This window comes from Streptomyces sp. NPDC006207, assembly GCF_040613835.1.
GTDB lineage: Bacteria > Actinomycetota > Actinomycetes > Streptomycetales > Streptomycetaceae > Actinacidiphila.
In genome coordinates this window covers 62406-83565 of record NZ_JBEXSX010000014.1, presented here as the reverse complement: position 1 = coordinate 83565, position 21160 = coordinate 62406, and the positions used below count along the sequence as shown (strand labels likewise).

Sequence of the window (21160 nt, the reverse complement as noted above, 5' to 3'; positions counted from 1 at the left end):
GGGATAATGGCCGAGAACCAATGTGTTCGAGTCCGGTGGCGCCTGGGCCACCGTGTGCGAAGAGCTGGTTTCAGGAAGGGGAACGAGCATGGCGGCCATGAAGCCGCGGACGGGTGATGGCCCGCTCGAGGTGACCAAGGAGGGGCGGAGCATCATCATGCGCGTTCCGCTCGAGGGCGGCGGACGGCTTGTCGTCGAGCTGACTCCGGACGAGGCGGATGCACTCGGCGAGGCTTTGAAGAAGGCCATCGCCTGACAACCGGCCAATCCAAGCCTTGGGCCCCTGGCGGCATGCGCCGGGGGCCCACTTGTTTGTCCGTTTGCGCGCCGCTCCGGAAACAGGTGCATTCCGGGCGGGGAAATTGTCAGCCGCGCCGTACCGCGCAGAGCAGGCCGTCGTCGGTCGGCAGCAGGACGGGGGCGAGGGCCGCGTTGTCCCGTACCGTCCGCATCAGTTCGCGCAGCCGGATGACCTCCGGTTCGGAGTGGGCGGCGTCCATGGACCGGCCCTGCGCGAAGGCCCCCTCGAAGCAGACCAGCCCCCCGGGGCGCAGCAGGCGCAACGATTCGCCCAGGTAGTCCGGGTACTCCAGCCGGTCCCCGTCGCAGAACACCAGGTCGTAGCCGCCGTCGGCGAGCCGGGGGAGGACGTCCAGCGCCCGGCCGGGGATGAAGCGGGCGCGGTTCCCCGCGAACCCCGCCTCCCGGTAGGCGGTGCGGGCGTGCTGCTGGCGGTCCGGTTCGGTGTCGACGGTGGTCAGCACGCCGTCGGGGCGCATGCCCTGCAGCAGGTGGATGCCGGAGACCCCGGTGCCGGTGCCGATCTCCACCACCGCCTTGGCGTCCGTGGCGGCGGCCAGCAGTCGCAGTGCCGCGCCGGTGCCGGGGGAGACGGGGCGCACGCCTGCCTCACGAGCTCGCCCGCGGGCTCGTATCAGCGCGTCGTCCTCGGCGACGAAAGCGTCCGCGAACGCCCAGCTCGCCTGCCGGTTGCCGGTAATTGCCCTCTCCTGTCCGCCTGACGGTTGCAGCCCGCCTGGCGACTGTATCCGTTGCGGTCGGGAACCCGCAGATGGGACCGCTCGTTGGTACCTGCGACGGACCTGAACGTCAGGGCCGGGAGCGATGCGCCCGGCACTTATCCGGAGCTAACGGGCGAGGTGGCTATGGTAGGGGCTCTACTGGACACCACCAGAGCCGACAGGGGAGGTGCGGCTGCGGCGGGTCACCGGGGAGTGCTGTCGCGCTTCCGCAGGTCGGCCGGCGAGCCGAAATCCGTGACCGATACAGCTGACGACCGTCCGCGCAACGACGAGTCCGTGACTGTGGCCGCCAACGCGACCTTCGCCACCGACGGGGACAACCAGGCGTGGACCCCCCCTTCGTGGGAGGAGATCGTCAGTACGCACAGTGCCCGGGTCTACCGCCTGGCGTACCGTCTCACCGGCAACCAGCACGACGCCGAGGACCTCACCCAGGAGGTCTTCGTCCGCGTCTTCCGCTCGCTGTCGACGTACACCCCCGGCACCTTCGAGGGCTGGCTGCACCGCATCACCACCAACCTCTTCCTCGACATGGTTCGCCGCCGTCAGCGCATCCGCTTCGACGCCCTGGGCGACGACGCCGCGGAGCGGCTGCCGAGCCGCGAGCCGTCCCCGGCGCAGCACTTCGCCGACACCCACTTCGACGCGGACATCCAGCAGGCGCTGGACACCCTCGCCCCGGAGTTCCGTGCGGCCGTCGTGCTCTGTGACATCGAGGGACTGTCCTACGAGGAGATCGCCGCGACGCTCGGCGTGAAGCTGGGCACCGTGCGCAGCCGTATCCACCGCGGTCGTTCGCACCTGCGCAAGGCGCTGGAGCACCGTGCGCCGGCCGCCCGTGCGGGCCGCGCGCCCGTCCTGGCCACCGGCCGGCCGGCCCTGGAGGGCGGGAGCACGTGAGCAGCGGTGTCAGCCGGCATCTCACGTGTGCCGACCAGCACTTGGGCGACCACCTCGCCGCCTTCGTCGACGGCGAGCTGCACGACGACGCCCGCGACCGGGTGCTCGCGCACCTGGCGACCTGCCCCGACTGCAAGGCCGCTGCCGACGAGCAGCGCCGGATGAAGGACGTGGTCGCCGCCTCGGCGCCGCCCGCCCTCTCCGCAGGCCTGCTCGCCCGCCTCCAGGAGCTGCCCGGGGGTGACGGGGACGGCGGAAGAGGGCCCTTCGGGGACGGCGGACTGATGGAGACGGCCAGCCTCGGCGGTGAGCGCCTCGGCGGCGGTCTGTTCGGGAAGGCGCGCGAGGAGTTCTCGCTTCCCCTGTCCGCGTCCGCGTCGCGCGGCTTCCGGATCCACGAGAGCGGCCGCTCCGGCGCGGCGGTCGCGCCCGTCGGCCCCGCTTCGTCCGCCGCAGCGGCCCGCGGCCGGCGCCGGTTCGCCTTCGCCGCGGCGGGCGCGGTCTCCATGGCGGCCATCGCGCTCGGCGGCGCGCTGCCGCTGGACGCCGCGGTCGACGGAGCCGGCGGCACCCCGCTCTCCCGCAGCGGCCCGGGCGCCCCCGCGACGCCGTTCAGCGGCGCGACCGCCCGCGCGGCGGCCGACGTGTGGAGCACGGCCACCAGCGACCTGCTGCACCCCGACTCCCGCGGCATGCATCCGTTCGGCGTCGGCACGGACGGCCGGGTGCCCGCCGGCACCGTCACCCGGCCGCTGGGTCTGTCCGGCGACGACCGGTCGGTCACCGGCTCGGCCGCGTCCGCGGTCCCGGGGGTCACCCCGGCACCCGCCCTGGCCCCGCCGGCGACCGCGAGTCCCTCCGCTTCGCCCGCCTCGTCGAGCGGCGCGACGGCCTCGCCGGCCGTGCCCGTTCCGTTCGACTCGGTCGTCCCCCTGGTCGGCCACTTCCCCGTGACCCGCTGAGCGGTCGGCTGCGGGCGGCGCCGACTCCTGGTTCAATCCAGGGAGGACTGGTCGTCGTAGGGGAGCACCGTGGACGAGGGGAAGGCCGAAGGGCCGAAGTGGTGGAGCCGGCCGGAGACGGTCGCGCCGGTTCCCCCTGAGCCGCGGGACCGGCCCGCCCCGGACACGGTCCCCGACGCACCCGCAGGGCCCCCCGCCGGAGCGGCCCCCCGGCACACCCCGGACCCGTACGACACCCCGCCGTACGGCGAACCCGGCCCCTTCGCGCCCGCGCCGCCCGTACAACCTCCCGCCGGCGCGGCGCCACCGCCGCACCAGCCCGCGCCCCCGCCCCCGCCGCCGAGCGGCCCGCCCGGACCCCCGGCACCGCTGTCCGTCGGCCAGTGGCACCGCTACGACCCCTGGGCGCCCCCGGGCGGCTCCACGGGGCAGCAGCCGACCGCCCGGCGCACGGGGAGCCGGCGCGCCCCGCTGGCGGCCGCCCTGATCGCCGTCACCCTGATCGCCGGAGGCGTCGGCGGGGCGCTGGGCGCCTACGTGCACGACAGCGGCGGCACGCCGGAGGTCACCCTGCCGCAGGCCACCGCGGAGGCCGGCACCCGCGCCCCGGACAGCATCGCGGGCATCGCGGCCCAGGTCCTGCCCGGCGTCGTCTACATCCACGTCAAGGGCGACGCCGGTGAGGGCACCGGCACCGGGTTCGTGCTGGACGGTGAGGGCCACATCCTCACCAACAACCACGTGGTGGAGAGCGTCGCCAAGAGCGGCACCATCTCGGTGACCTTCAACGGCGGCCAGGTGAAGCCCGCCACGATCGTGGGCCGGGACACCGGCTACGACCTGGCGGTCATCAAGGTCAGCGGGGTGAAGGGGCTCCACCCGCTGACCCTCGGCGACTCCGACGCCGCCCAGGTCGGCGACCCGGTCGTCGCCATCGGCGCCCCGTACGGTCTCGAGGGCACCGTCACCTCCGGCATCATCAGCGCCACGCAGCGCCCGATCACCGCGGGCGGGGAGACCAACAGCAGCGACGTCAGCTACGTCGACGCCATCCAGACCGACGCCCCGATCAACCCCGGCAACTCCGGCGGTCCGCTGGTGGACGCCAAGGGCCTGGTCATCGGGATCAACAGCGCCATCCGCTCGGCGGACAGCGGCTCCGACCCCTTCGGCAACAGCACCCAGGGCGGGAGCATCGGCCTCGGCTTCGCCATCCCGGTCAACCAGGCCAAGCGGGTGGCCGAGCAGCTGATCAACGACGGCAAGGCCACCCACCCGGTGATCGGCGTCAGCATCAACCTGCAGTACTCCGGCGACGGCGCCCAGGTCAGCCCCGAGGGCCAGGGCGAGGGGGACTCGGTGACCCCGAACGGCCCCGGCGCCAAGGCGGGCATCGAACCCGGTGATGTGATCACCGCCATCGACGGCAAGCGGGTGCACAACGGCGAGGAGCTGATCGTGCGGATCCGCGCCCACCGGCCCGGCGACACGCTGCAGCTCACCGTGAAGCGGGACGGCAAGCAGCGCGCCATGGAGCTGACCCTGGGCTCGGCCAGCGGGAACTGAGCACGGCGCATTCGGGATTTACCGGGGCGCGACCTACTGTTGACCCTGCCCACTCCCGTGCGGACGGTTGGGGCAGGTACGGTGAGATCCGCCGGATTCCGTCCGCCGGCCGAGGACCACGAGGAGCTGCACGGTGTTTTCAGACATAGGCGCGCTGGAGGTCGTCGCGCTCGTGATCCTTGCCGTGCTCGTGTTCGGGCCGGACAAGCTGCCCAAGGTCATCAAGGACGTGATGCAGTTCGTCCGCAAGGTGCGGGAGTTCTCCGACAGCGCGAAGGCGGACATCCGCAGCGAGCTGGGCCCGGAGTTCAAGGACTTCGAATTCGAGGACCTGCACCCGAAGAACTTCGTCCGGAAGCAGCTGCTGGACAACGACGAGCTGGGCCTGAAGGAGATCCGCAACGGATTCGACTTCAAGGAGGAGATGTCGGCGGTCACCGACGCCGTGCACGGCCGCGACAGCGGCGGCTCGGGTTCCGCCGCGGGCTCCCCGGGCACCCCGGACCGGCTGCGCAAGCGCGACGGCCTGACGCCCGGCGAGGCCCCGCCGTTCGACTCCGACGCCACCTGATGCAGGGGCCTGCCCCGATCACGTAGCGCGAGTGGCTATTCTCCCTTTGTTTGCCCTTATGGAGGAGGCGCCGCGCGTATGGAGACCACAGCTGATCCGGCGGATCGTACGACCGGCGGCTATCTCAAGGCCGACTTCACCTGGTACGGACTGGACGAGGCGTTCACCGGCGACCGCTGGCTCGCCCCGGTCGGCATGAGCGCCGACGGCACGGTCGAGCACGGCTCCACCGGCCACGGCGACGAACCGTCGGTCAAGGTCGAGCCCACCCCCGACCACCGCCGCTTCGTGGTGGTCGTCACGGTCGCCGACCGCCCGGTCCGGCGCAGCTCGGACGGCACCGGCGTGCTGGACGCCACCTCGGTCGCCTCGGCGGCCTGGCTGGCGGGTTCCGGACTGCTGACCTGCACCTGGCCCACCCAGATGGAGCGGCACCTGCGGCAGAACTGGCTCGACCAGCAGACCGCCATCGCCTGGGACCTCGCGGACAACCTCGAGGGCCCCGACTGGTCGGCGCTCAGCCTGCCGGTGGACGGCGTCCCCACGCCGTTCCACTACCGGGAGTCGGAGTACGGCTGGGTGATGGCCGGATCGGCGCGCGGGGTGCACCTGGGTGCCTTCGGGCGCGGGATGAGCGCCTACGGCCTCGGCCTGGCCCAGGTGAAGGACATCACCACGTACCGGCCGTGAGGCCGTGAGCAACGGCTCAGGGGCGCCCTCCCGGACCGGGAGGGCGCCCCTGAGCCGTTCGGCGGGCCGGTCGCGGCCGGCCCGCCGGTTCAGAACTTGTTGCGCGGCGTGATGCCCAGCGACATGCCGGCCAGTCCGCGCTGACGCCCGCCCAGCTTGCCCGCGATGGCCCGCAGCGCCGAGCCGGCCGGGGACTGCGGGTCGGTCAGGACGACCGGGCGGCCGTCGTCGCCGCCCTCGCGCAGCCGCACGTCGATGGGGATCTGGCCGAGCACCGGCACGGTCGCGCCGGTGGTGCGGGTCAGGCCCTCGGCGACCCGCTCGCCGCCGCCGCTGCCGAAGACGTCGACCATCTCGCCGCAGTGCGGGCAGGGCAGCCCGGACATGTTCTCGATGACGCCGACGATCTTCTGGTGGGTCTGCACGGCGATGGTGCCCGCCCGCTCGGCGACCTCGGCCGCCGCCTGCTGGGGCGTGGTGACCACGAGGATCTCGGCGTTCGGGACCAGCTGCGCGACGGAGATCGCGATGTCGCCCGTGCCGGGCGGCAGGTCGAGCAGCAGCACGTCCAGGTCGCCCCAGTACACGTCGGCCAGGAACTGCTGCAGCGCCCGGTGGAGCATCGGTCCGCGCCACACGACCGGGGCGTTGCCCGGGGTGAACATGCCGATGGAGATGACCTTCACACCGTTGGCTGAGGGCGGCATGATCATGTTCTCGACCTGGGTCGGACGGCCGTCCGCGCCCAGCATCCGCGGCACGCTGTGGCCGTAGATGTCGGCGTCGACCACACCGACCTTGAGGCCGTCGGCGGCCATCGCGGCGGCCAGGTTCACCGTCACCGAGGACTTGCCGACGCCGCCCTTGCCGGAGGCTACCGCGTACACCCGGGTCAGCGAGCCGGGCTGGGCGAAGGGGATCTCCCGCTCCGCCTGCCCGCCGCGCAGCGAGGTGGTCAGCTCGCGGCGCTGCTCGTCGCTCATCACGTCCAGTTCGACGGTCACCGCGGTGACCCCGGCGACCTTCGACACGGCGGTGGTCACCAGGTTGGTGATGGTGTCCCGCAGCGGGCAGCCCGACACCGTCAGGTACACGCCGACCCGCACCGCGCCGTCGTCCGCGATGTCGACCGACTTGACCATGCCGAGGTCGGTGATCGGCTTGTGGATCTCGGGGTCGTTCACCGTCGCGAGCGCGGCGCGCACCGCGTCGGGCGAAGGGGAGGAGCCGTACGCTTCGGTAGCCATGCGTCGATGGTACGTCCCGCACCGTGCCCGCAGGACCCCCGGTGGGCGGGTTCACACGGCAGCGGGACGCCCCCGGCGGTCACTCCGCCTCGGCACGCTGCCGCTGGTCGATGTCCTTCAGCAGCTCCTGCAGTTCGGAGCGGATCCAGTCGCGTGTGGCGACCTCTCCCAGGCCGAGCCGCAGCGCGGCCACCTCGCGGGTCAGGTACTCGGTGTCGGCGATGCTGCGGTCGTTCGCCTTGCGGTCCTGCTCCAGGTTGACCCGGTCGCGGTCGTCCTGCCGGTTCTGCGCCAGCAGGATCAGCGGGGCGGCGTAGGAGGCCTGAAGCGACAGCATCAGGGTGAGGAAGATGAACGGGTACGAGTCCCAGCGCAGGTGGCGGGGCGCCAGCGCGTTCCACGCCACCCACGCGATGATCACCACCGTCATCCAGACGATGAACCGCCCGGTCCCCAGGAAGCGGGCGATCTTCTCCGACAGCCGCCCGAACGCCTCCGGGTCGTAGGAGGGCAGGAAGCTGATCCGCGGTACCCGCGGCTGGTCGAGGCGGACGCGGGGGCGCTCGTCGCTCACTGCGCCGCCTCGTGCAGCTCCGTCTCGCGCCAGTCCTCCGGCAGCAGGTGGTCCAGGACGTCGTCGACGGTGACGGCGCCCAGCAGCGATCCGCTGTCGTCGACGACCGGCACGGACACCATGTTGTACGTCGCGAGGAAGCTGGTGACCGCCGGCAGCGGGGTGTCCGGCGACAGTGGTTGCAGGTCGCTGTCGAGGAGCGCGCTGACCAGGGTGAACGGGGGGTCGCGCAGCAGCCGCTGGAAGTGCACCGTGCCCAGGTACTTGCCGGTCGGGGTCTCGTCCGGCGGCCGGCAGACGTACACCTGGGCGGCGAGCGCGGGGGACAGGTCCGGGTTGCGGACCCGCGCCAGGGCGTCGGCGACGGTGGCGTCGGGGCGCAGCACGATCGGCTCCGTGGTCATCAGACCGCCGGCGGTGCGCTCCTCGTACGACATCAGCCGGCGCATGTCGGCCGCCTCGTGCGGCTCCATCAGTCCCAGCAGCCGCTCCTGCTCCTCCTTCGGCAGTTCGGCCAGCAGGTCGGCGGCGTCGTCCGGGTCCATCGCCTCCAGCACGTCGGCGGCCCGCTCCTCCTCGAGCTTGCCGAGGATCTCCACCTGGTCGTCGTCCGGCAGCTCCTCCAGAACGTCGGCGAGGCGGTCGTCGTCGAGGGCCGCGGCGACCTCGGCGCGGCGCTTGGGCGACAGGTGGTGCAGGACGTTCGCCAGGTCGGCCGCGCGCAGCTGGTCGAAGGTGGCGAGCAGCGCCTCCGCGCCCTGCGCGTGCTCGTCCAGCGCGAAGCCGGTGACCGCGGACCACACCACGGTCAGCGTCTCTCCGCTGCGCCGCAGCGGGCCGCCCTTGCCGCGGCGCACGAAGGCCTTGTCGATCTCCCAGTCGCGGCGCGCCGCGAGGCGCACCATGGACACGTCCAGCACGGTCACGTCCTCGCCGGTCTCGACCAGCGTCACCCGCTGGTCAAGCAGCTCGCCGAGGACCAGGGTCTCGGTCGGGCGCTGTTCGAAGCGCTGCATGTTGACGACACCCGTGGTGATCACCTGACCGGACTCCACGCCCGTCACCCGCGTGATCGGCAGGAAGATCCGGCGCCGGCTGACGACCTCCACCACCAGGCCCAGCACACGCGGCGGCCGGCCCCCGACCCGCAGCATCACGACCACGTCCCGGACCCGGCCGACCTGGTCGCCGTTGGGATCGAAGACCCGCACCCCGGAGAGGTGCGAGACGAAGACCCGGGAGGTTCCCGCTGGCATGCCGCCAGGCTAACGCCGCCCCCGCCCCCCGGGCGCGCGGTAATGCTCCACGGGGGCTTCGCACCGCGTTCACAGCCGTTCACCCGGCCAGCGGTACGCTGCGGTAGCTTCGGCTCCGCTTCGCCGCCGCCCTCGTGTGACGGGTGCGTACAACTGCAGGAGGAAGAGAACACGTGATCCCCGGCCGCAGGTCAGCCGTCCTCGTGAGCCTTCTGGGCGCGGTCCTGGTGTTCGCCGGAGCGACAGGGTGCGCGGGCGATCCGGACGCGGGGACCAACGGTGTCGGCAAGCTGCCGCCCGGGACCATCGAGAAGCGCGCCCGCACCGCCGCCGCCGCGGCCGACACGGTGCGGTTGTCCGGCACCGTCATCAGCAAGGGGCGTACCTACACGCTCGACATGCGGCTGCGCGGCAACGGAGGCCTCGGCGAGGTCACCTCCGACGGCAGCACCTACGAACTGCTGCGGGTGGGCGACGACCTCTACCTCAAGGCGGGCGCCGGCTTCTACGGCGACCAGGTCGGCGCCAAGCTCAAGAACAAGTACGTCAAGGTGCCCGCCGGGGACCCCACGTACGACCAGTTCAGCGGCTTCACCGACAAGGAGGTGCTGCTGGAGGGCCTGTTCGTCCTGCACGGCGAGCTCGCCGTCGGGGACCACCGCTCGGTCGGCGGCGTCCGCACCATCGCGGTCACCGCGGACGGCGGCAACGGCGGCACGATCGACGTGTCCCTGGAGGGCAAGCCGTACCCGCTGCGCTACGAACGCGCGGGCGGCGCCGGCACCCTGACCATGGCCGACTGGGGCAAGGACTTCACGCTGCGCGCGCCGGACGAGGACGACGTCGTCGACTACGGCAAGGCCGTGACGCAGTAGGCCCGGGGCTCAGGCCCTCTTGCGGCGCCGCAGCAGCAGCTTCGGCAGACCGGCCGGGATCGGGTGGCGGGTGGTCGCGGCCGTCGGCACCGGGGCCGCCGCGCCACTGGCGTCCGTCATCGCGCCGGGGCGCTCCAGGGGCTCGCCAGCGGGCTCCAGGCGCAGCACGCGGCACTCGCGGGCCCAGCGTCCGGTCATCGTCTCCGCGTCCGGCGCGTTCAGCCGCTTGCCCTTGAGCTCCTCCACCGCGGCCGTCCACGCCTCGCCGTCCGGGCGCAGCTCGGTGACCCGGACCGGGAAGACGACCAGCCGGCCGCCCTTGTCCTTGCTGCGGACGGTGACCGTGGCGGTGCCGCCGTCGGTGAGTCCGGGCCCGGGCAGCGGCTGCTCGCCGGGGCCGCCGCCGACGACCACCACGGCACCGTCGACCCAGGCGTGCCACAGGGCCTGACCGTCGGCCCACAGCAGACCGGACTTCTTCACGGCCTCCTCGATCAGGGCCTGGTCCAGCTGCGGCTGCGTCACGGTGTCCGTCATGCGCCCAGCCTATGGCGTGGGCCGTGCGGGCCGCCGCCGTGGTGCCGCACACATGGTGAGACGACAGGAGCTCGGGGCCCGGACGGGCCTTACGCTAAGGAGGCCACCGTCCCACCGTGCCCCGAGGAGCCACCGCGTGTCCGCCGCGCCGTCCGCCAGCACCACGCCCGCCGTACCGAAGGCGGACACCGACTCCGGCGCAGCCCCGCACGGGAAGCCGCCACTGGACTTCGCGCTCCTGGCCGTCGCCATCGCCGGCGTCTCCCTGTCCGCGCCGCTGATCGCCGCCACCGCCGCGCCCGCGCTGGCCATCGCCTTCTGGCGGAACGCCATGGCCGTGGGCGTGCTGAGCCCGTTCGCCTGGCTGCGGCACCGGCGGGAACTGCGGGGGATGGGCCGCCGGGCGTTCTGGCTGTCGATCGCGTCCGGCCTGGTGCTGGCGCTGCACTTCGGGCTGTGGCTGCCGAGCCTGACCATGACCTCGGTCGCGTCCTCGACGGCGCTGGGCACGACGACGCCGGTGTGGACCACCCTGATCCTGTTCATGCGCGGCCACCGGCCGCCGCGGATGGTGTGGCTGGGCTCCGCGCTGGCGGTCGCCGGCGTGGTCCTGCTGACCGGCGTCGACCTGTCGCTGTCACCGCGCGCCCTGGTCGGGGACGCCCTGGCGCTGGGCGGCGGCATCGCGGCGGCGGGGTACGTCCTGCTCGGCGCGGAGGTGCGACGGACCGTCAGCACGACCGCGTACACCTACGTCTGCTACTCCACCACGGCCGTGGCCCTGCTGGCCGTCTGCCTGGCCTCGGGCTCGGCGCTCGGCGGTTACGACGGCGGCACCTGGGCGAAGCTCGTCGCCCTGACCGTGGCCGCGCAACTGCTCGGCCACAGCCTGCTCAACCGCGTGGTGCGCGGGCTCGGGGCGTCGACCACGTCCACGGCGATCCTGCTGGAGACGCCGGGCGCCGCCCTGGTGGCGGCGGTCTGGCTGGGCCAGACCCCGCCCGTGGCGGCCTACCCGGCGCTCGCGGTGATCCTCGCCGGGCTGGCCCTGGTGATCCTGGCGGACCGCAGGAAGGCCTAGCCGGCTCGGGCCTACAGCCAGCCGTTGCGGCGCAGGATGCGGTGGATGGCGAGGCAGATCCCGCCGATCGCGACCAGCACCATCGGATAGCCGTACCGCCAGTGGAGTTCCGGCATGTGCTCGAAGTTCATGCCGTACACGCCGCAGATCATGGTCGGGACCGCGATGATCGCCGCCCATGAGGTGATCTTGCGCATGTCCTCGTTCTGCGCGACGGCCGCCTGGGCGAGGTTGGCCTGCAGGATGGAGTTGAGCAGGTCGTCGAAGCCGACCACCATCTCGTGGACGCGGGCGACGTGGTCGGCGACGTCCCGGAAGTACTTCTGGATCTCCGGGTCCACCACGCGCATCGGCCGCTCGCTGAGCATCTGCATCGGGCGCAGCAGCGGGGACACCGCCCGCTTGAACTCCAGCACCTCGCGCTTGAGCTGGTAGATGCGCCCCGCGTCGGTGGCCCGCGGGGACTTGCCCTGGGCGGAGAAGACGTCGATCTCGACCTCGTCGATGTCGTCCTGCACGGCCTCGCTGACCGCCAGGTAGTCGTCCACGACCTGGTCGGCGATGGCGTGCAGCACGGCGGAGGGGCCCTTGGCGAGCAGCTCGGGGTCGTCCTCCAGGCGGTGCCGCAGGGCGCGCAGCGAGCCGTGGCCGCCGTGCCGGACGGTGATGACGAAGTGCCGGCCGGTGAAGACCATCACCTCGCCGCTCTCCACCACCTCGCTGGTGGCGGTGAGTTCGGCGTGCTCGACGTAGCGGATGGTCTTGAAGACCATGAAGAGCGTGTCGTCGTAGCGCTCCAGCTTCGGACGCTGGTGGGCGTGGACGGCGTCCTCCACGGCCAGCGGGTGCAGTCCGAACACCTCGGCGATCTCCGCGAACTCCCGCTCCGACGGCTCGTGCAGGCCGATCCAGACGAAGCCCTCGTTGCCGCCGCGCACCTTCTCCAGGGCCTCGCGCGGCGAGATGTGGTCGCTGCCGCGGCGGCCGTCCCGGTAGACGGCGCAGTCCACGACCGAGCTGGGCACGGCGGACGAGGTGCGGGAGCGGTCCGGGCCGTAGTCGTATGACGTGCTGCTCTTGCGCAGGGCGGGGCGGACGACCGCGCGCAGGTCGCGGATCATCGACATGGCAAGCTCCTTCACGGACTGGCCGGGCTGAAATGCGGATCAGGGCAGGGTGATCACCGTTGATCACTGCGCAGTTCAGGGAGCTCTTCCGGAGGCGGCAGGGCGGACCCGGGCAGGCCGTTCGAGCGGACACGCGGCGCCGTCACGCGCTCGTGCTCGTGCTCGTGGAGAATTCGAGAATCCCCGTCGGTTCCGTGGTTCTTTGGTTTCACGCCCGGGTGACCGGGTACGGAACGCGGGGGATCAGGAGGGTTGCCGGGCGGAAGAGCTGCCAGTACTGCACGGTCGACTAGGATCCATTGCAGCCCCACCTCCTCCGGCCGATCCCCGCTGGGGGAAAATGGCACGCCTCTACCGGCGTAGCCGACGGCCCACCTTATCAGGCGCCTCCTGCGCGAAGCCGCGGCTTTGCACGTTCCATACGCGCTCTATGCTCACTTCATGGTCGACGTACTGGGGCTCGTTGAGGCGCGGCTGCACATGGCCTTCGGTGAGCCGGACGCCCGCGCCGCGGTCACCTTCCTGGGCACCGAACGGATCGAGGTGCTGCGCTTCCGCGAGGGTGAGCTGCTGCGGTACGTCACCCTGGGCATGTCGCGCGCACCGATGAACGACCCCGTCACCGTCGTCGCGGACCCGGTGCGCGGCCCGCGCGCGGAGCTCGTGCTGACCCTGCGCGGCGGGCGCGGCGCCGACACGGACAAGGTCCTGCGGCCGCTCGCCGTACTGGCCGCCAGCCCCCAGGTCGAGGGCGTCGTCGTCGCGCCGGGGAACTCGCTGGACGTGAGCGAACCGCTGTGGCCCGGGGCGGCGTTCTCGGCCGTCCTGGTCGCCGAGCCCGGTGGTCTGGTGGAGGACCTGGAACTCGACGACCCGATGGACCCGGTCCGCTTCTTCCCGCTCCTGCCGATGACGGCGAACGAGGCCGCCTGGAAGCGGGTGCGCGGCGCCGGGGCGCTCCAGGAGCGCTGGCTGCAGGCGGGCACCGACCTGCGCGACCCGCAGCGCGCGGCGGTCCCGCTGACGGACTGAGCCCCGGCGGTCGGTGACGCCCCCTCAGCGGTCCCCGAGGGACCACCGCCGGGCGACAGGTGTGACCAGCGGGGGAGGTGTGCCGTGCGGCGACGCCACGCGTCGAACTCGGACGGGTGATCGTCCTTGACGCGGGCACGCCGCCGGAGGACCGTGGGGCGTTATGAGGGGCGAACCCAGTTGCCCGAAGTGCGGTGGCCGGGTCCGAGCGCCCGGGCTCTTCGCCGACTCCTGGCAGTGCGACGAGCACGGCGCCGTGTATCCGTTGCAGCCTGTCGTGCCACCGAGCGTGGAAGCCCTCGGCGTGGTCGTGAGCCGGTCGCGCGTCCCGGTGTGGATGCCCTGGCCGCTGCCGGTGGGCTGGCTGTTCACCGGCGTCGCGTCCGCGGGGGACGACCGCAGCGGCGGACGGGCCACGGCGGTGGCGTGCTCGGGTCCGGGGCCGCTCGGCGGGCAGGGCGAGATGGTGCTGGTGGCGGAGGAGCTCGGGGTCGGGCTCGGGGCGAGGTTCGCCGGGATCCCGGGGCCGGACCCCGGTCCGGCGATGTGCATCGGCAAGCCACCGGCCGCCAAGGTGATCGCGGCCGGGAGGCCGACCGGCCTGTGGCATGTGAACGGCACGCCACCGGACCGCGCGGTCTTCGCGGGCGAGTCGTTCGGGCTCTGGCTCTGGGCGGTCGTGTGGCCGGAGGAGTCGGGCCTGCTCATGTACGACGAGCTGATACTGACCGATCTGCGCGAGGCCGGCGCCGAAGTCGATCTCGTACCGTGCGGGGCGCTCTCCCCTCGCCTGCTCTCCTGAGATTCACAGGTTGTCCGGGCAGTTATCCTGGTAATCACAACCCCTGAATCCGTCCGAGCACCGAGCGCCTGGAGTGACCTGCGTGCGAATCGATCTGCACACCCACTCCACGGCCTCCGACGGCACGGACACCCCCGCTCAGCTGGTCCGGGCCGCGGCCGCGGCCGGACTGGACGTCGTCGCCCTGACCGACCACGACACGGTCGGCGGCTACGCCGAGGCCGAGAAGGCGCTGGCCGAACTGCACGCCGCGGGCGCAGCGGCGCCGGTCCTGGTCACCGGGGCCGAACTCTCCTGCCGCATCGACGGGGTGGGCCTGCACATGCTCGCCTACCTCTTCGACCCGCAGGAACCGGAGCTCCACCGGGAGCGCGAGCTCGTGCGCGACGACCGGGTGCCCCGCGCCATGGCCATGGTCGCCCGGCTCCGCGAGCACGGGGTGCCGGTGACCTGGGACCGCGTCGCCGAGATCGCCGGCGACGGTGCCGTGGGCCGGCCGCACATCGCCCAGGCGCTGATCGAGGCGGGACTGGTGGACAGCATCGCCGAGGCGTTCACGCCCGAGTGGATAGGGCCGGGCGGGCGCGCCTACGTCGAGAAGCACGAACTCGACCCCTTCGAGGCGATTCGGCTCGTCAAGAACGCGGGCGGGGTGACGGTCTTCGCCCATCCCGCCGCCGTCAAGCGCGGCACCTGCGTGCCCGAGGGCGTCATCCACGACCTGGCCGCGGCCGGGCTCGACGGCATCGAGGTGGACCACATGGACCACGACGAGCCGGCCCGTGCCCACCTGCGCGCCCTCGCCGCGGAGCTTGGACTGCTCCCCACCGGGTCCAGCGACTACCACGGCACCCGCAAGACCGTCCGGCTCGGTGAGTACACCACCGACCCCGAGGTCTACCGGGAGCTCGTCCGCCGGGCCACCGGCGCGGCGCCCCTCACCCGTCCCTGAACCCCCACCCACCCCCGCAACCCTTCGCAAGGCCCATGGATCTGTTCTCCCTCACCCTGTTCGGGTCGGTCTTCGTCACGCTCTTCGTGATCATGGACCCGCCCGGGATCACCCCGATCTTCCTCGCCCTCACCTCCGGCCGCGCGGCCAAGGTCCAGCGCCGCATGGCCTGGCAGGCCGCCACCGTCGCGCTGGGCGTCATCACCGTCTTCGGCATCTGCGGCCAGCAGATCCTGGACTACCTGCACGTCTCGGTGCCGGCCCTGATGATCGCCGGCGGTCTGCTCCTGCTGCTCATCGCCCTCGACCTGCTCACCGGCAAGGCGGACGAGCCCACCCAGACCAAGGACGTCAACGTCGCGCTGGTGCCGCTCGGCATGCCGCTGCTCGCCGGGCCGGGCGCGATCGTGACGGTGATCCTCGCGGTGCAGCGCGCGCACGGGTTCGGGCAGCAGCTGTCGGTGTGGGTCGCCATCGTCGCGATGCACGTGGTGCTCTGGCTGACGATGCGTTACTCGCTGGTGATCATCCGTCTGATCAAGGACGGCGGTGTGGTGCTGGTCACCCGGCTCTCCGGCATGCTGCTCTCCGCGATCGCGGTGCAGCAGATCGCCAACGGGGTCTTCGGCTTCATCCGCGGCGAGGGCTGACGGACCGTCGGCGGAATCCGGACGCGACGAGGGCCCCGTACCGTGGTGCACGGGGCCCTTCGCGTTCATGGCGTCCGGCCGTGCGGCCACGCCGGGGTGACGGGGCCTTACTGGGCCGGGCGGATGTAGATGCGCTGGCCGATCGCGGCGGCCTGCTGGACGATCTGGTCGACGGAGGCGGCGTCCACGACCGTGCAGTCGACGGCACGACCGTCCTGGTCGTTGAGGCGCATGATCTCGAAGCGCATGGTGTTCACGGCTTCTCCCTTCGTCCGGGCACTCCTCCATTGGAGTACGGGGCTGCTTCGCAGCCGTTACTTGCCTGGGTCATTCATGTATCAACAACAGTTGCCCCCGCGAAAACCTTCCCTGTCCTAAAGAAAATTTTTCCCACGCATCTACCGGTGGGTAGCCACCGGTACCGGCGGTCCTGGTTCCGGTTGTGTGTGCGGACGGAACCGCCGGACAATGTGATCTCTATGAACGACGACGCCCTTTCCGCCATCGCCGCCGGCATCGAGCGCACGAACGAGCTCCTGCAGCGGGTGCTCGCCGAGGTCGCCACGACCCCGGCGACCCACGCCGTGTTCGTCGACGCCGGGTACGTGTACGCCGCGGCCGGTCGCCTCGTCGCGGGCACCGAGGACCGGAGGGCCTTCGAACTCGACGCCGAGGGCATCATCGAGGCCTTCATCGACCGGGCCCGCACCCTCTTCGCCGACAGCCGCCTGCTGCGCGTCTACTGGTACGACGGTGCCCGCCGCCGCATCCACACCGCCGAGCAGGAACGCATCGCCGAGCTCCCCGACGTCAAGGTGCGGCTCGGCAACCTCAACGCCAGCCGCCAGCAGAAGGGCGTCGACTCGCTGATCCGCAGCGACCTGGAGTCACTGGCCCGGCACCGCGCCATCAGCGACGCCGTCCTGATCGGCGGCGACGAGGACCTGGTCTCCGCGGTCGAGGCCGCCCAGGGCTACGGCGCCCGTGTCCACCTGTGGGGCATCGAGGCCGCCGACGGCCGCAACCAGGCCGACCCCCTGCTGTGGGAGGTCGACAGCCTGCGCACCCTCGACCTCGACTTCTGCAAGCCGTACATCACCCGGCGCACGGCCCCCGTCTACGGCGACGCGCCGATCCCCACCGGGCCCATCCCGACCCGTGAGGACGTGCACTTCGTCGGGGCCCGGGTCGCCTCGCAGTGGCTGGCGACGCGCGGCCGGGACTCCCTGGCCGAGCTGCTGCCCGGCCACCCGTACCTGCCGCCCGCCTACGACCAGGAACTGCTCGTCGAGGCCGAGGGCATGCTCAACATCTCGCTGCGCGGCCACGCCGACCTGCGGCGCGTGCTGCGCGACGGGTTCTGGGAGCACCTGCAGGCGCGGCTCTAACCCCAGAAGCCGGTCAGTGCGCCGGCGGTGCGGGCCGGCTGCTCGGCGTTGGGGGAGTGCTCGGCCCCCTCGATCACCACGCGGCGGGCGCCGAGGCGCTCGGCCATCGCGTCCAGCCACGGGACGGGCCAGGCGTAGTCCACCGCGCCGGAGAGCACCAGCTTCGGCAGCGGTACGGCCGCGAGTTCCGCCACCCGGTCCGGCTCGTCGAGCAGCTGCCGGCCCGTGGCCGTCAGCTGCTCGGGCGCCGTCGCCAGCCAGCGGCGGTGCAGGAACTCCTCGACCGCGCCCTCGGCGTTCGCCGTGCCTTCGAGGTCCTCGGCGTCCAGCTCGCGCATCGCGCGCCACACGCCCTCCATGTCCATCGCGGACAGCGCCTCGAGCAGCAGCTTCGTACGGGCCTGCTGGGCGGGTTCGATGGCGGCCGGGCCGGAGCTCATGAGGGTGAGCGACGCCCAGGGCAGGGCGGCGCCGTCGCCGTGCTCGGCCAGAACGGCGGCGCGGACGACCAGGCCGCCCATCGAGTGCCCCAGCAGGTGCACCGGCTCGCCGGGAGCGGTGCCCAGTGCGGCGGTCTGCGCGACGACGTCGGCGGCCAGTTCGGCCTGTGCGTACGCCGCCTCGTCCCGCGGGCCCGGCGACTCGTGCTGGCCCCGGCCGTCCACGGCGACCGTGCGGTAGCCGGCGGCCGCGAGAGGTTCGAGCAGCGCGACGAAGTCCTCCTTGCTGCCCGTGAACCCGGGCACCAGCAGGGCCGTGCCGCGCCGCGGCGTGCCGGCCGGTGGGACGGCGTCCAGGACGGCGAAGGGGCCGCGGGCCGTCTCCAGGGGGTACGCGGTGGCGTTCTCGGGCAGCGTCAGGAACGGCGGTCGGCTCATGCGCCGAGGCTAGCCGGGCCGGGTTGCCCCCACACGACGCGGGCCCCGACCTCCGGCGCCGCGCGGGCGAACGCCGACGGCCGGGCGCCCCACGAGGGGCGCCCGGCCGTCCGGGTACGGGTGTCGCGTCAGCCGGTGGCCTCGTCGGCCGGCTTGGCCGTCCGTGTGCGGCGACGGCGGCGGACGGTCTTGGCCGCGCCCTCGCCCTCTGCGGGAGCCGCTTCCGGGGTCGCCGCCTCGGCGGCGGCCGCAGTCTCGGCACCGGTGGCGGCGCCGGACCGCGTACGGCGACGGCGGGGGGCCGGGACCTCCTCGGCCACCGGGGCGGCGGCCGCGGCGGCCGCGACGGTCTCGGCGCCCGACGTGCCCGACGTGCCCGAGCCCGTACGGGTGCGGCGACGGCGGCGCGGAGCCGGAGCCTCGGCGGCCGGGGCCTCGACGGTCTCGACGACCGCCTCCGCCTCGGCGGACGCCCCGTCGAGCGCCTGTCCGCCGCGGGTGCGGCGGCGCTGGCGCGGCGTACGGGTGCGGGCCGGACGCTCCTCCGCCTCGGCCGAGGCGGCCGGGCCGGACTTGCGGCCACCACGGCCGCGCCCGCGGCCGCCGGTCTCGCCGAGGTCCTCGATCTCCTCCGCGTCGAGGCCGGCCCGGGTGCGCTCCGCCCGCGGCAGGACGCCCTTGGTGCCCTCGGGGATGCCGAGCAGCTCGTAGAGGTGGGTGGAGGTGGAGTACGTCTCCTCCGGGGCGTTGAACGGCAGGTCCAGCGCCTTGTTGATCAACTGCCAGCGCGGGATGTCGTCCCAGTCGACCAGCGTGATCGCCGTGCCGGACGCGCCCGCGCGGCCGGTGCGGCCGATGCGGTGGAGGTAGGTCTTCTCGTCCTCTGGCGTCTGGTAGTTGATCACGTGGGTGACGCCCTCGACGTCGATGCCGCGGGCGGCTACGTCGGTGCAGACCAGCACATCGACCTTGCCGTTGCGGAAGGCGCGCAGCGCCTGCTCGCGGGCGCCCTGGCCGAGGTCGCCGTGGACGGCGCCCGAGGCGAAGCCGCGCTGCTCCAGCTGCTCCGCGAGGTCGGCCGCGGTGCGCTTGGTACGGCAGAAGATCATCGCCAGACCGCGGCCCTCGGCCTGCAGGACGCGGGAGACGAGCTCCGGCTTGTCCAGCGAGTGGGCGCGGAAGACGTGCTGGGTGATGTTGGCGACGGTGGCGCCCTCGTCGTCCGGCGAGGTGGCGCGGATGTGCGTGGGCTGCGACATGTACCGGCGCGCCAGGCCGATGACGGCGCCGGGCATCGTCGCGGAGAAGAGCATGGTCTGCCGCTTGACCGGCAGCATCTCGATGATCTTCTCGACGTCGGGGAGGAAGCCCAGGTCGAGCATCTCGTCGGCCTCGTCGAGGACGAGGGCGCGGACGTTGCGCAGGTTGAGCTTCTTCTGGCCCGCGAGGTCCAGCAGACGCCCCGGGGTGCCGACGACCACCTCGACGCCCTTCTTCAGGGCCTCGACCTGCGGCTCGTACGCGCGGCCGCCGTAGATCGCCAGCACGCGCACATTGCGCACCTTGCCGGCGGTGAGCAGGTCGTTGGTGACCTGCGTGCACAGCTCGCGGGTGGGGACGATCACCAGGGCCTGGGGACCGTCGACGACGTCCTCGGGCTTGGCGCGCCCGGCCTCGACGTCGACCGGGACGACGACCCGCTCCAGGATCGGGAGGCCGAAGCCCAGGGTCTTGCCGGTGCCGGTCTTGGCCTGGCCGATGACGTCGTTGCCCGCGAGGGCGACCGGGAGCGTCATCTCCTGGATCGGGAAGGGGGTGGTGATGCCGACGGCCTCGAGGGCCTCGGCGGTCTCGGGGAGGATCCCCAGGTCACGGAAAGTCGTGATGGTGGTCAGGATGCTCTGCCTCTTCTGTTTGGGACGCGGCGCTGAGCGTGTGAACGGGGGAGGGTCGAGCGCAGGGAACTGCGCTGACCGCGCGAGGTGTCGTACGGCCCTGGGTGGCCGAGGTGCGCGGGACCGCTGCCCTCGCGCGCGCCGCGATACGGGCCCCTCCCCACGTGGGGAGGGCGGTCGGTAGGAGCCGATCGGGCCACCGACCGGGCATCCATTCATGCGTGACCCGCCGGGTCACCTGGCGGGTCCATATCACTGTACCCCGGAATCACACACCTGCGGCGGATGGATTTCGGGGTACGTGGGACAGGTCACGCCGCGGCTTCCGCGCGCCGGGCCCGCACGGGATGGTTGCCGCGCTGGTGGGGTTGGCTATTGTGCGCAGCATGGAGACGCCTGACACCCCCGCCGACACCCCCGCCGAGACGACCATCGCCGCCAAGGACTGGGCCGCCGCGTCCGCGGACCCGCAGTACCGCGCGGCGGTCGTGGACCTGCTCGGGGCACTCGCGTACGGCGAGCTGGCCGCCTTCGAGCGGCTCGCGGAGGACGCCAAGCTCGCGCCGTCCCTGGAGGACAAGGCGGAGCTCGCGGCGATGGCGTCCGCCGAGTTCCACCACTTCGAGCAGCTCCGCGCGCGGCTCACCACCGTCGAGGCGGACCCGACCGCGGCGATGGAGCCCTTCGCTGCCGCACTGGACGAGTTCCACCGCCTGACCGCGCCGTCGGACTGGCTGGAGGGTTTGGTCAAGGCGTACGTCGGCGACTCCATCGCGTCCGACTTCTACCGCGAGGTCGCCGCCCGCCTCGACGCCGACACCCGCGAGCTGGTGCTGGCCGTGCTGGACGACACCGGCCACGCCTCCTTCGCGGTGGAGAAGGTGCGCTCCGCCATCGAGGCCGACCCGCGGGTCGGCGGGCGGCTCGCGCTGTGGGCGCGCCGGCTGATGGGCGAGGCGCTGTCGCAGGCGCAGCGGGTCGTGGCGGACCGCGACGCGCTCAGCACGATGCTGGTCGGCGGGGTCGCGGACGGCTTCGACCTCGCGGAGGTCGGCCGGATGTTCACCCGGATCACCGAGGCCCACACCAAGCGGATGGCGGCGCTGGGCCTGGCCGCCTGAGCGGTCCGGGCCG

Annotated in this window: 23 protein-coding genes; 14 read left to right on the top strand and 9 right to left on the bottom strand. The window is 72.8% G+C overall.

The genetic code is table 11. The features are described from left to right. Positions 1–88 precede the first annotated feature (88 nt). Positions 89–256 carry a DUF3117 domain-containing protein gene (locus ABZ312_RS14095; protein ID WP_018561471.1) on the top strand — a complete coding sequence of 56 codons (168 nt, stop codon included), beginning with the start codon at positions 89–91 and terminating at the stop codon, positions 254–256. A gap of 109 nt (positions 257–365) precedes the next feature. Here ABZ312_RS14095 and ABZ312_RS14090 read toward each other — a convergent pair whose 3' ends face one another. Continuing rightward, positions 366–1031: an O-methyltransferase gene (locus ABZ312_RS14090; RefSeq protein WP_499516934.1), complete on the bottom strand. Its 666-nt coding sequence runs from the start codon at positions 1029–1031 to the stop codon at positions 366–368. A 135-nt stretch (positions 1032–1166) separates the two neighbouring features. Here ABZ312_RS14090 and sigE point away from each other — a divergent pair, with 135 nt between their 5' ends. The 5 genes from sigE to ABZ312_RS14065 all read left to right on the top strand — a co-directional run bounded on the left by sigE (position 1167) and on the right by ABZ312_RS14065 (position 5732). Further along, positions 1167–1943: an RNA polymerase sigma factor SigE gene (gene sigE / locus ABZ312_RS14085; RefSeq protein ID WP_500327989.1), complete on the top strand. Its 777-nt coding sequence runs from the start codon at positions 1167–1169 to the stop codon at positions 1941–1943. Continuing rightward, on the top strand, positions 1940–2905 hold the full coding sequence (locus tag ABZ312_RS14080) for an anti-sigma factor family protein (RefSeq protein ID WP_500327988.1): 966 nt from the start codon (positions 1940–1942) through the stop codon (positions 2903–2905). Before sigE ends, ABZ312_RS14080 begins: the two co-directional genes overlap by 4 nt. A 69-nt stretch (positions 2906–2974) precedes the next feature. After that, positions 2975–4471, top strand: coding sequence for a S1C family serine protease (locus tag ABZ312_RS14075; protein ID WP_500327987.1), 1497 nt, complete (start codon positions 2975–2977; stop codon positions 4469–4471). Positions 4472–4604: 133 nt separating this feature from the next. Further along, complete coding sequence (locus ABZ312_RS14070; protein ID WP_500327985.1) at positions 4605–5042, top strand: sec-independent translocase; 438 nt, start codon at positions 4605–4607, stop codon at positions 5040–5042. Positions 5043–5120: 78 nt separating this feature from the next. Next, positions 5121–5732: a hypothetical protein gene (locus tag ABZ312_RS14065; RefSeq protein WP_499513791.1), complete on the top strand. Its 612-nt coding sequence runs from the start codon at positions 5121–5123 to the stop codon at positions 5730–5732. 89 nt (positions 5733–5821) lie between these two features. On the opposite strand, the gene ABZ312_RS14060 is transcribed toward ABZ312_RS14065, so the two are convergent. The 3 genes from ABZ312_RS14060 to ABZ312_RS14050 all read right to left on the bottom strand — a co-directional run bounded on the left by ABZ312_RS14060 (position 5822) and on the right by ABZ312_RS14050 (position 8809). Next, complete coding sequence (locus tag ABZ312_RS14060) at positions 5822–6979, bottom strand: Mrp/NBP35 family ATP-binding protein (protein ID WP_500327984.1); 1158 nt, start codon at positions 6977–6979, stop codon at positions 5822–5824. Between the two features lie 79 nt (positions 6980–7058). After that, positions 7059–7586, bottom strand: coding sequence for a DUF1003 domain-containing protein (locus tag ABZ312_RS14055; RefSeq protein ID WP_499516935.1), 528 nt, complete (start codon positions 7584–7586; stop codon positions 7059–7061). Then, positions 7550–8809 carry a magnesium transporter MgtE N-terminal domain-containing protein gene (locus ABZ312_RS14050; protein WP_500327982.1) on the bottom strand — a complete coding sequence of 420 codons (1260 nt, stop codon included), beginning with the start codon at positions 8807–8809 and terminating at the stop codon, positions 7550–7552. The genes ABZ312_RS14055 and ABZ312_RS14050 overlap by 37 nt, the downstream gene beginning before the upstream one ends. A gap of 173 nt (positions 8810–8982) precedes the next feature. Here ABZ312_RS14050 and ABZ312_RS14045 point away from each other — a divergent pair, with 173 nt between their 5' ends. Continuing rightward, positions 8983–9684, top strand: coding sequence for a hypothetical protein (locus ABZ312_RS14045; protein WP_500437720.1), 702 nt, complete (start codon positions 8983–8985; stop codon positions 9682–9684). A 9-nt stretch (positions 9685–9693) separates the two neighbouring features. On the opposite strand, the gene ABZ312_RS14040 is transcribed toward ABZ312_RS14045, so the two are convergent. Further along, positions 9694–10221: a hypothetical protein gene (locus tag ABZ312_RS14040; protein ID WP_500437718.1), complete on the bottom strand. Its 528-nt coding sequence runs from the start codon at positions 10219–10221 to the stop codon at positions 9694–9696. A gap of 136 nt (positions 10222–10357) precedes the next feature. Here ABZ312_RS14040 and ABZ312_RS14035 point away from each other — a divergent pair, with 136 nt between their 5' ends. After that, on the top strand, positions 10358–11302 hold the full coding sequence (locus ABZ312_RS14035) for a DMT family transporter (RefSeq protein ID WP_500327979.1): 945 nt from the start codon (positions 10358–10360) through the stop codon (positions 11300–11302). A gap of 11 nt (positions 11303–11313) precedes the next feature. Here the strand turns inward: ABZ312_RS14035 and ABZ312_RS14030 are convergent, their stop codons facing one another. Then, positions 11314–12429: a magnesium and cobalt transport protein CorA gene (locus ABZ312_RS14030; protein WP_499513797.1), complete on the bottom strand. Its 1116-nt coding sequence runs from the start codon at positions 12427–12429 to the stop codon at positions 11314–11316. A 441-nt stretch (positions 12430–12870) separates the two neighbouring features. On the opposite strand from ABZ312_RS14030, the gene ABZ312_RS14025 reads away from it, so the two are divergent. The 4 genes from ABZ312_RS14025 to ABZ312_RS14010 all read left to right on the top strand — a co-directional run bounded on the left by ABZ312_RS14025 (position 12871) and on the right by ABZ312_RS14010 (position 15865). Continuing rightward, positions 12871–13461: a suppressor of fused domain protein gene (locus ABZ312_RS14025; RefSeq protein WP_500327977.1), complete on the top strand. Its 591-nt coding sequence runs from the start codon at positions 12871–12873 to the stop codon at positions 13459–13461. 163 nt (positions 13462–13624) lie between these two features. Then, complete coding sequence (locus tag ABZ312_RS14020; protein ID WP_500327976.1) at positions 13625–14263, top strand: DUF6758 family protein; 639 nt, start codon at positions 13625–13627, stop codon at positions 14261–14263. 82 nt (positions 14264–14345) lie between these two features. Beyond that, positions 14346–15215 carry a PHP domain-containing protein gene (locus tag ABZ312_RS14015; RefSeq protein ID WP_500437716.1) on the top strand — a complete coding sequence of 290 codons (870 nt, stop codon included), beginning with the start codon at positions 14346–14348 and terminating at the stop codon, positions 15213–15215. A gap of 35 nt (positions 15216–15250) precedes the next feature. Then, on the top strand, positions 15251–15865 hold the full coding sequence (locus ABZ312_RS14010; protein WP_499513801.1) for a MarC family protein: 615 nt from the start codon (positions 15251–15253) through the stop codon (positions 15863–15865). Positions 15866–15972: 107 nt separating this feature from the next. Here the strand turns inward: ABZ312_RS14010 and ABZ312_RS14005 are convergent, their stop codons facing one another. Then, positions 15973–16113, bottom strand: coding sequence for a DUF8834 family protein (locus ABZ312_RS14005; protein ID WP_086020735.1), 141 nt, complete (start codon positions 16111–16113; stop codon positions 15973–15975). 231 nt (positions 16114–16344) lie between these two features. On the opposite strand from ABZ312_RS14005, the gene ABZ312_RS14000 reads away from it, so the two are divergent. Continuing rightward, positions 16345–17253 (top strand): NYN domain-containing protein, encoded by a 909-nt coding sequence (locus ABZ312_RS14000; protein ID WP_431960347.1) that lies wholly within the window; start codon positions 16345–16347, stop codon positions 17251–17253. Here the strand turns inward: ABZ312_RS14000 and ABZ312_RS13995 are convergent. After that, complete coding sequence (locus ABZ312_RS13995; protein ID WP_500327973.1) at positions 17250–18131, bottom strand: alpha/beta fold hydrolase; 882 nt, start codon at positions 18129–18131, stop codon at positions 17250–17252. The two genes, ABZ312_RS14000 and ABZ312_RS13995, sit on opposite strands and share 4 nt — an antisense overlap. A 128-nt stretch (positions 18132–18259) precedes the next feature. Further along, on the bottom strand, positions 18260–19927 hold the full coding sequence (locus ABZ312_RS13990; protein ID WP_500437714.1) for a DEAD/DEAH box helicase: 1668 nt from the start codon (positions 19925–19927) through the stop codon (positions 18260–18262). Between the two features lie 485 nt (positions 19928–20412). Here ABZ312_RS13990 and ABZ312_RS13985 point away from each other — a divergent pair, with 485 nt between their 5' ends. Continuing rightward, positions 20413–21147, top strand: a complete 735-nt coding sequence (locus tag ABZ312_RS13985; RefSeq protein ID WP_499513804.1) for a ferritin-like fold-containing protein — start codon at positions 20413–20415, stop codon at positions 21145–21147. Positions 21148–21160: the final 13 nt, after the last annotated feature.

What these genes read in the sequence shown, in the direction of transcription:
- ABZ312_RS14010 (WP_499513801.1), top strand. Translation starts at nt 15,251, where the DNA reads ATGGATCTGTTCTCCCTCACCCTGTTCGGGTCGGTCTTCGTCACGCTC.
- ABZ312_RS14000 (WP_431960347.1), top strand. Translation starts at nt 16,345, where the DNA reads ATGAACGACGACGCCCTTTCCGCCATCGCCGCCGGCATCGAGCGCACG.
- ABZ312_RS14025 (WP_500327977.1), top strand. Translation starts at nt 12,871, where the DNA reads ATGGTCGACGTACTGGGGCTCGTTGAGGCGCGGCTGCACATGGCCTTC.
- ABZ312_RS14095 (WP_018561471.1), top strand. Translation starts at nt 89, where the DNA reads ATGGCGGCCATGAAGCCGCGGACGGGTGATGGCCCGCTCGAGGTGACC.
- ABZ312_RS13995 (WP_500327973.1), bottom strand. Translation starts at nt 18,131, where the DNA reads ATGAGCCGACCGCCGTTCCTGACGCTGCCCGAGAACGCCACCGCGTAC.
- ABZ312_RS14030 (WP_499513797.1), bottom strand. Translation starts at nt 12,429, where the DNA reads ATGTCGATGATCCGCGACCTGCGCGCGGTCGTCCGCCCCGCCCTGCGC.
- ABZ312_RS13990 (WP_500437714.1), bottom strand. Translation starts at nt 19,927, where the DNA reads ATGACGCTCCCGGTCGCCCTCGCGGGCAACGACGTCATCGGCCAGGCC.
- ABZ312_RS13985 (WP_499513804.1), top strand. Translation starts at nt 20,413, where the DNA reads ATGGAGACGCCTGACACCCCCGCCGACACCCCCGCCGAGACGACCATC.
- sigE (WP_500327989.1), top strand. Translation starts at nt 1,167, where the DNA reads ATGGTAGGGGCTCTACTGGACACCACCAGAGCCGACAGGGGAGGTGCG.
- ABZ312_RS14040 (WP_500437718.1), bottom strand. Translation starts at nt 10,221, where the DNA reads ATGACGGACACCGTGACGCAGCCGCAGCTGGACCAGGCCCTGATCGAG.
- ABZ312_RS14005 (WP_086020735.1), bottom strand. Translation starts at nt 16,113, where the DNA reads ATGCGCTTCGAGATCATGCGCCTCAACGACCAGGACGGTCGTGCCGTC.
- ABZ312_RS14020 (WP_500327976.1), top strand. Translation starts at nt 13,625, where the DNA reads ATGAGGGGCGAACCCAGTTGCCCGAAGTGCGGTGGCCGGGTCCGAGCG.
- ABZ312_RS14065 (WP_499513791.1), top strand. Translation starts at nt 5,121, where the DNA reads ATGGAGACCACAGCTGATCCGGCGGATCGTACGACCGGCGGCTATCTC.
- ABZ312_RS14050 (WP_500327982.1), bottom strand. Translation starts at nt 8,809, where the DNA reads ATGCCAGCGGGAACCTCCCGGGTCTTCGTCTCGCACCTCTCCGGGGTG.
- ABZ312_RS14060 (WP_500327984.1), bottom strand. Translation starts at nt 6,979, where the DNA reads ATGGCTACCGAAGCGTACGGCTCCTCCCCTTCGCCCGACGCGGTGCGC.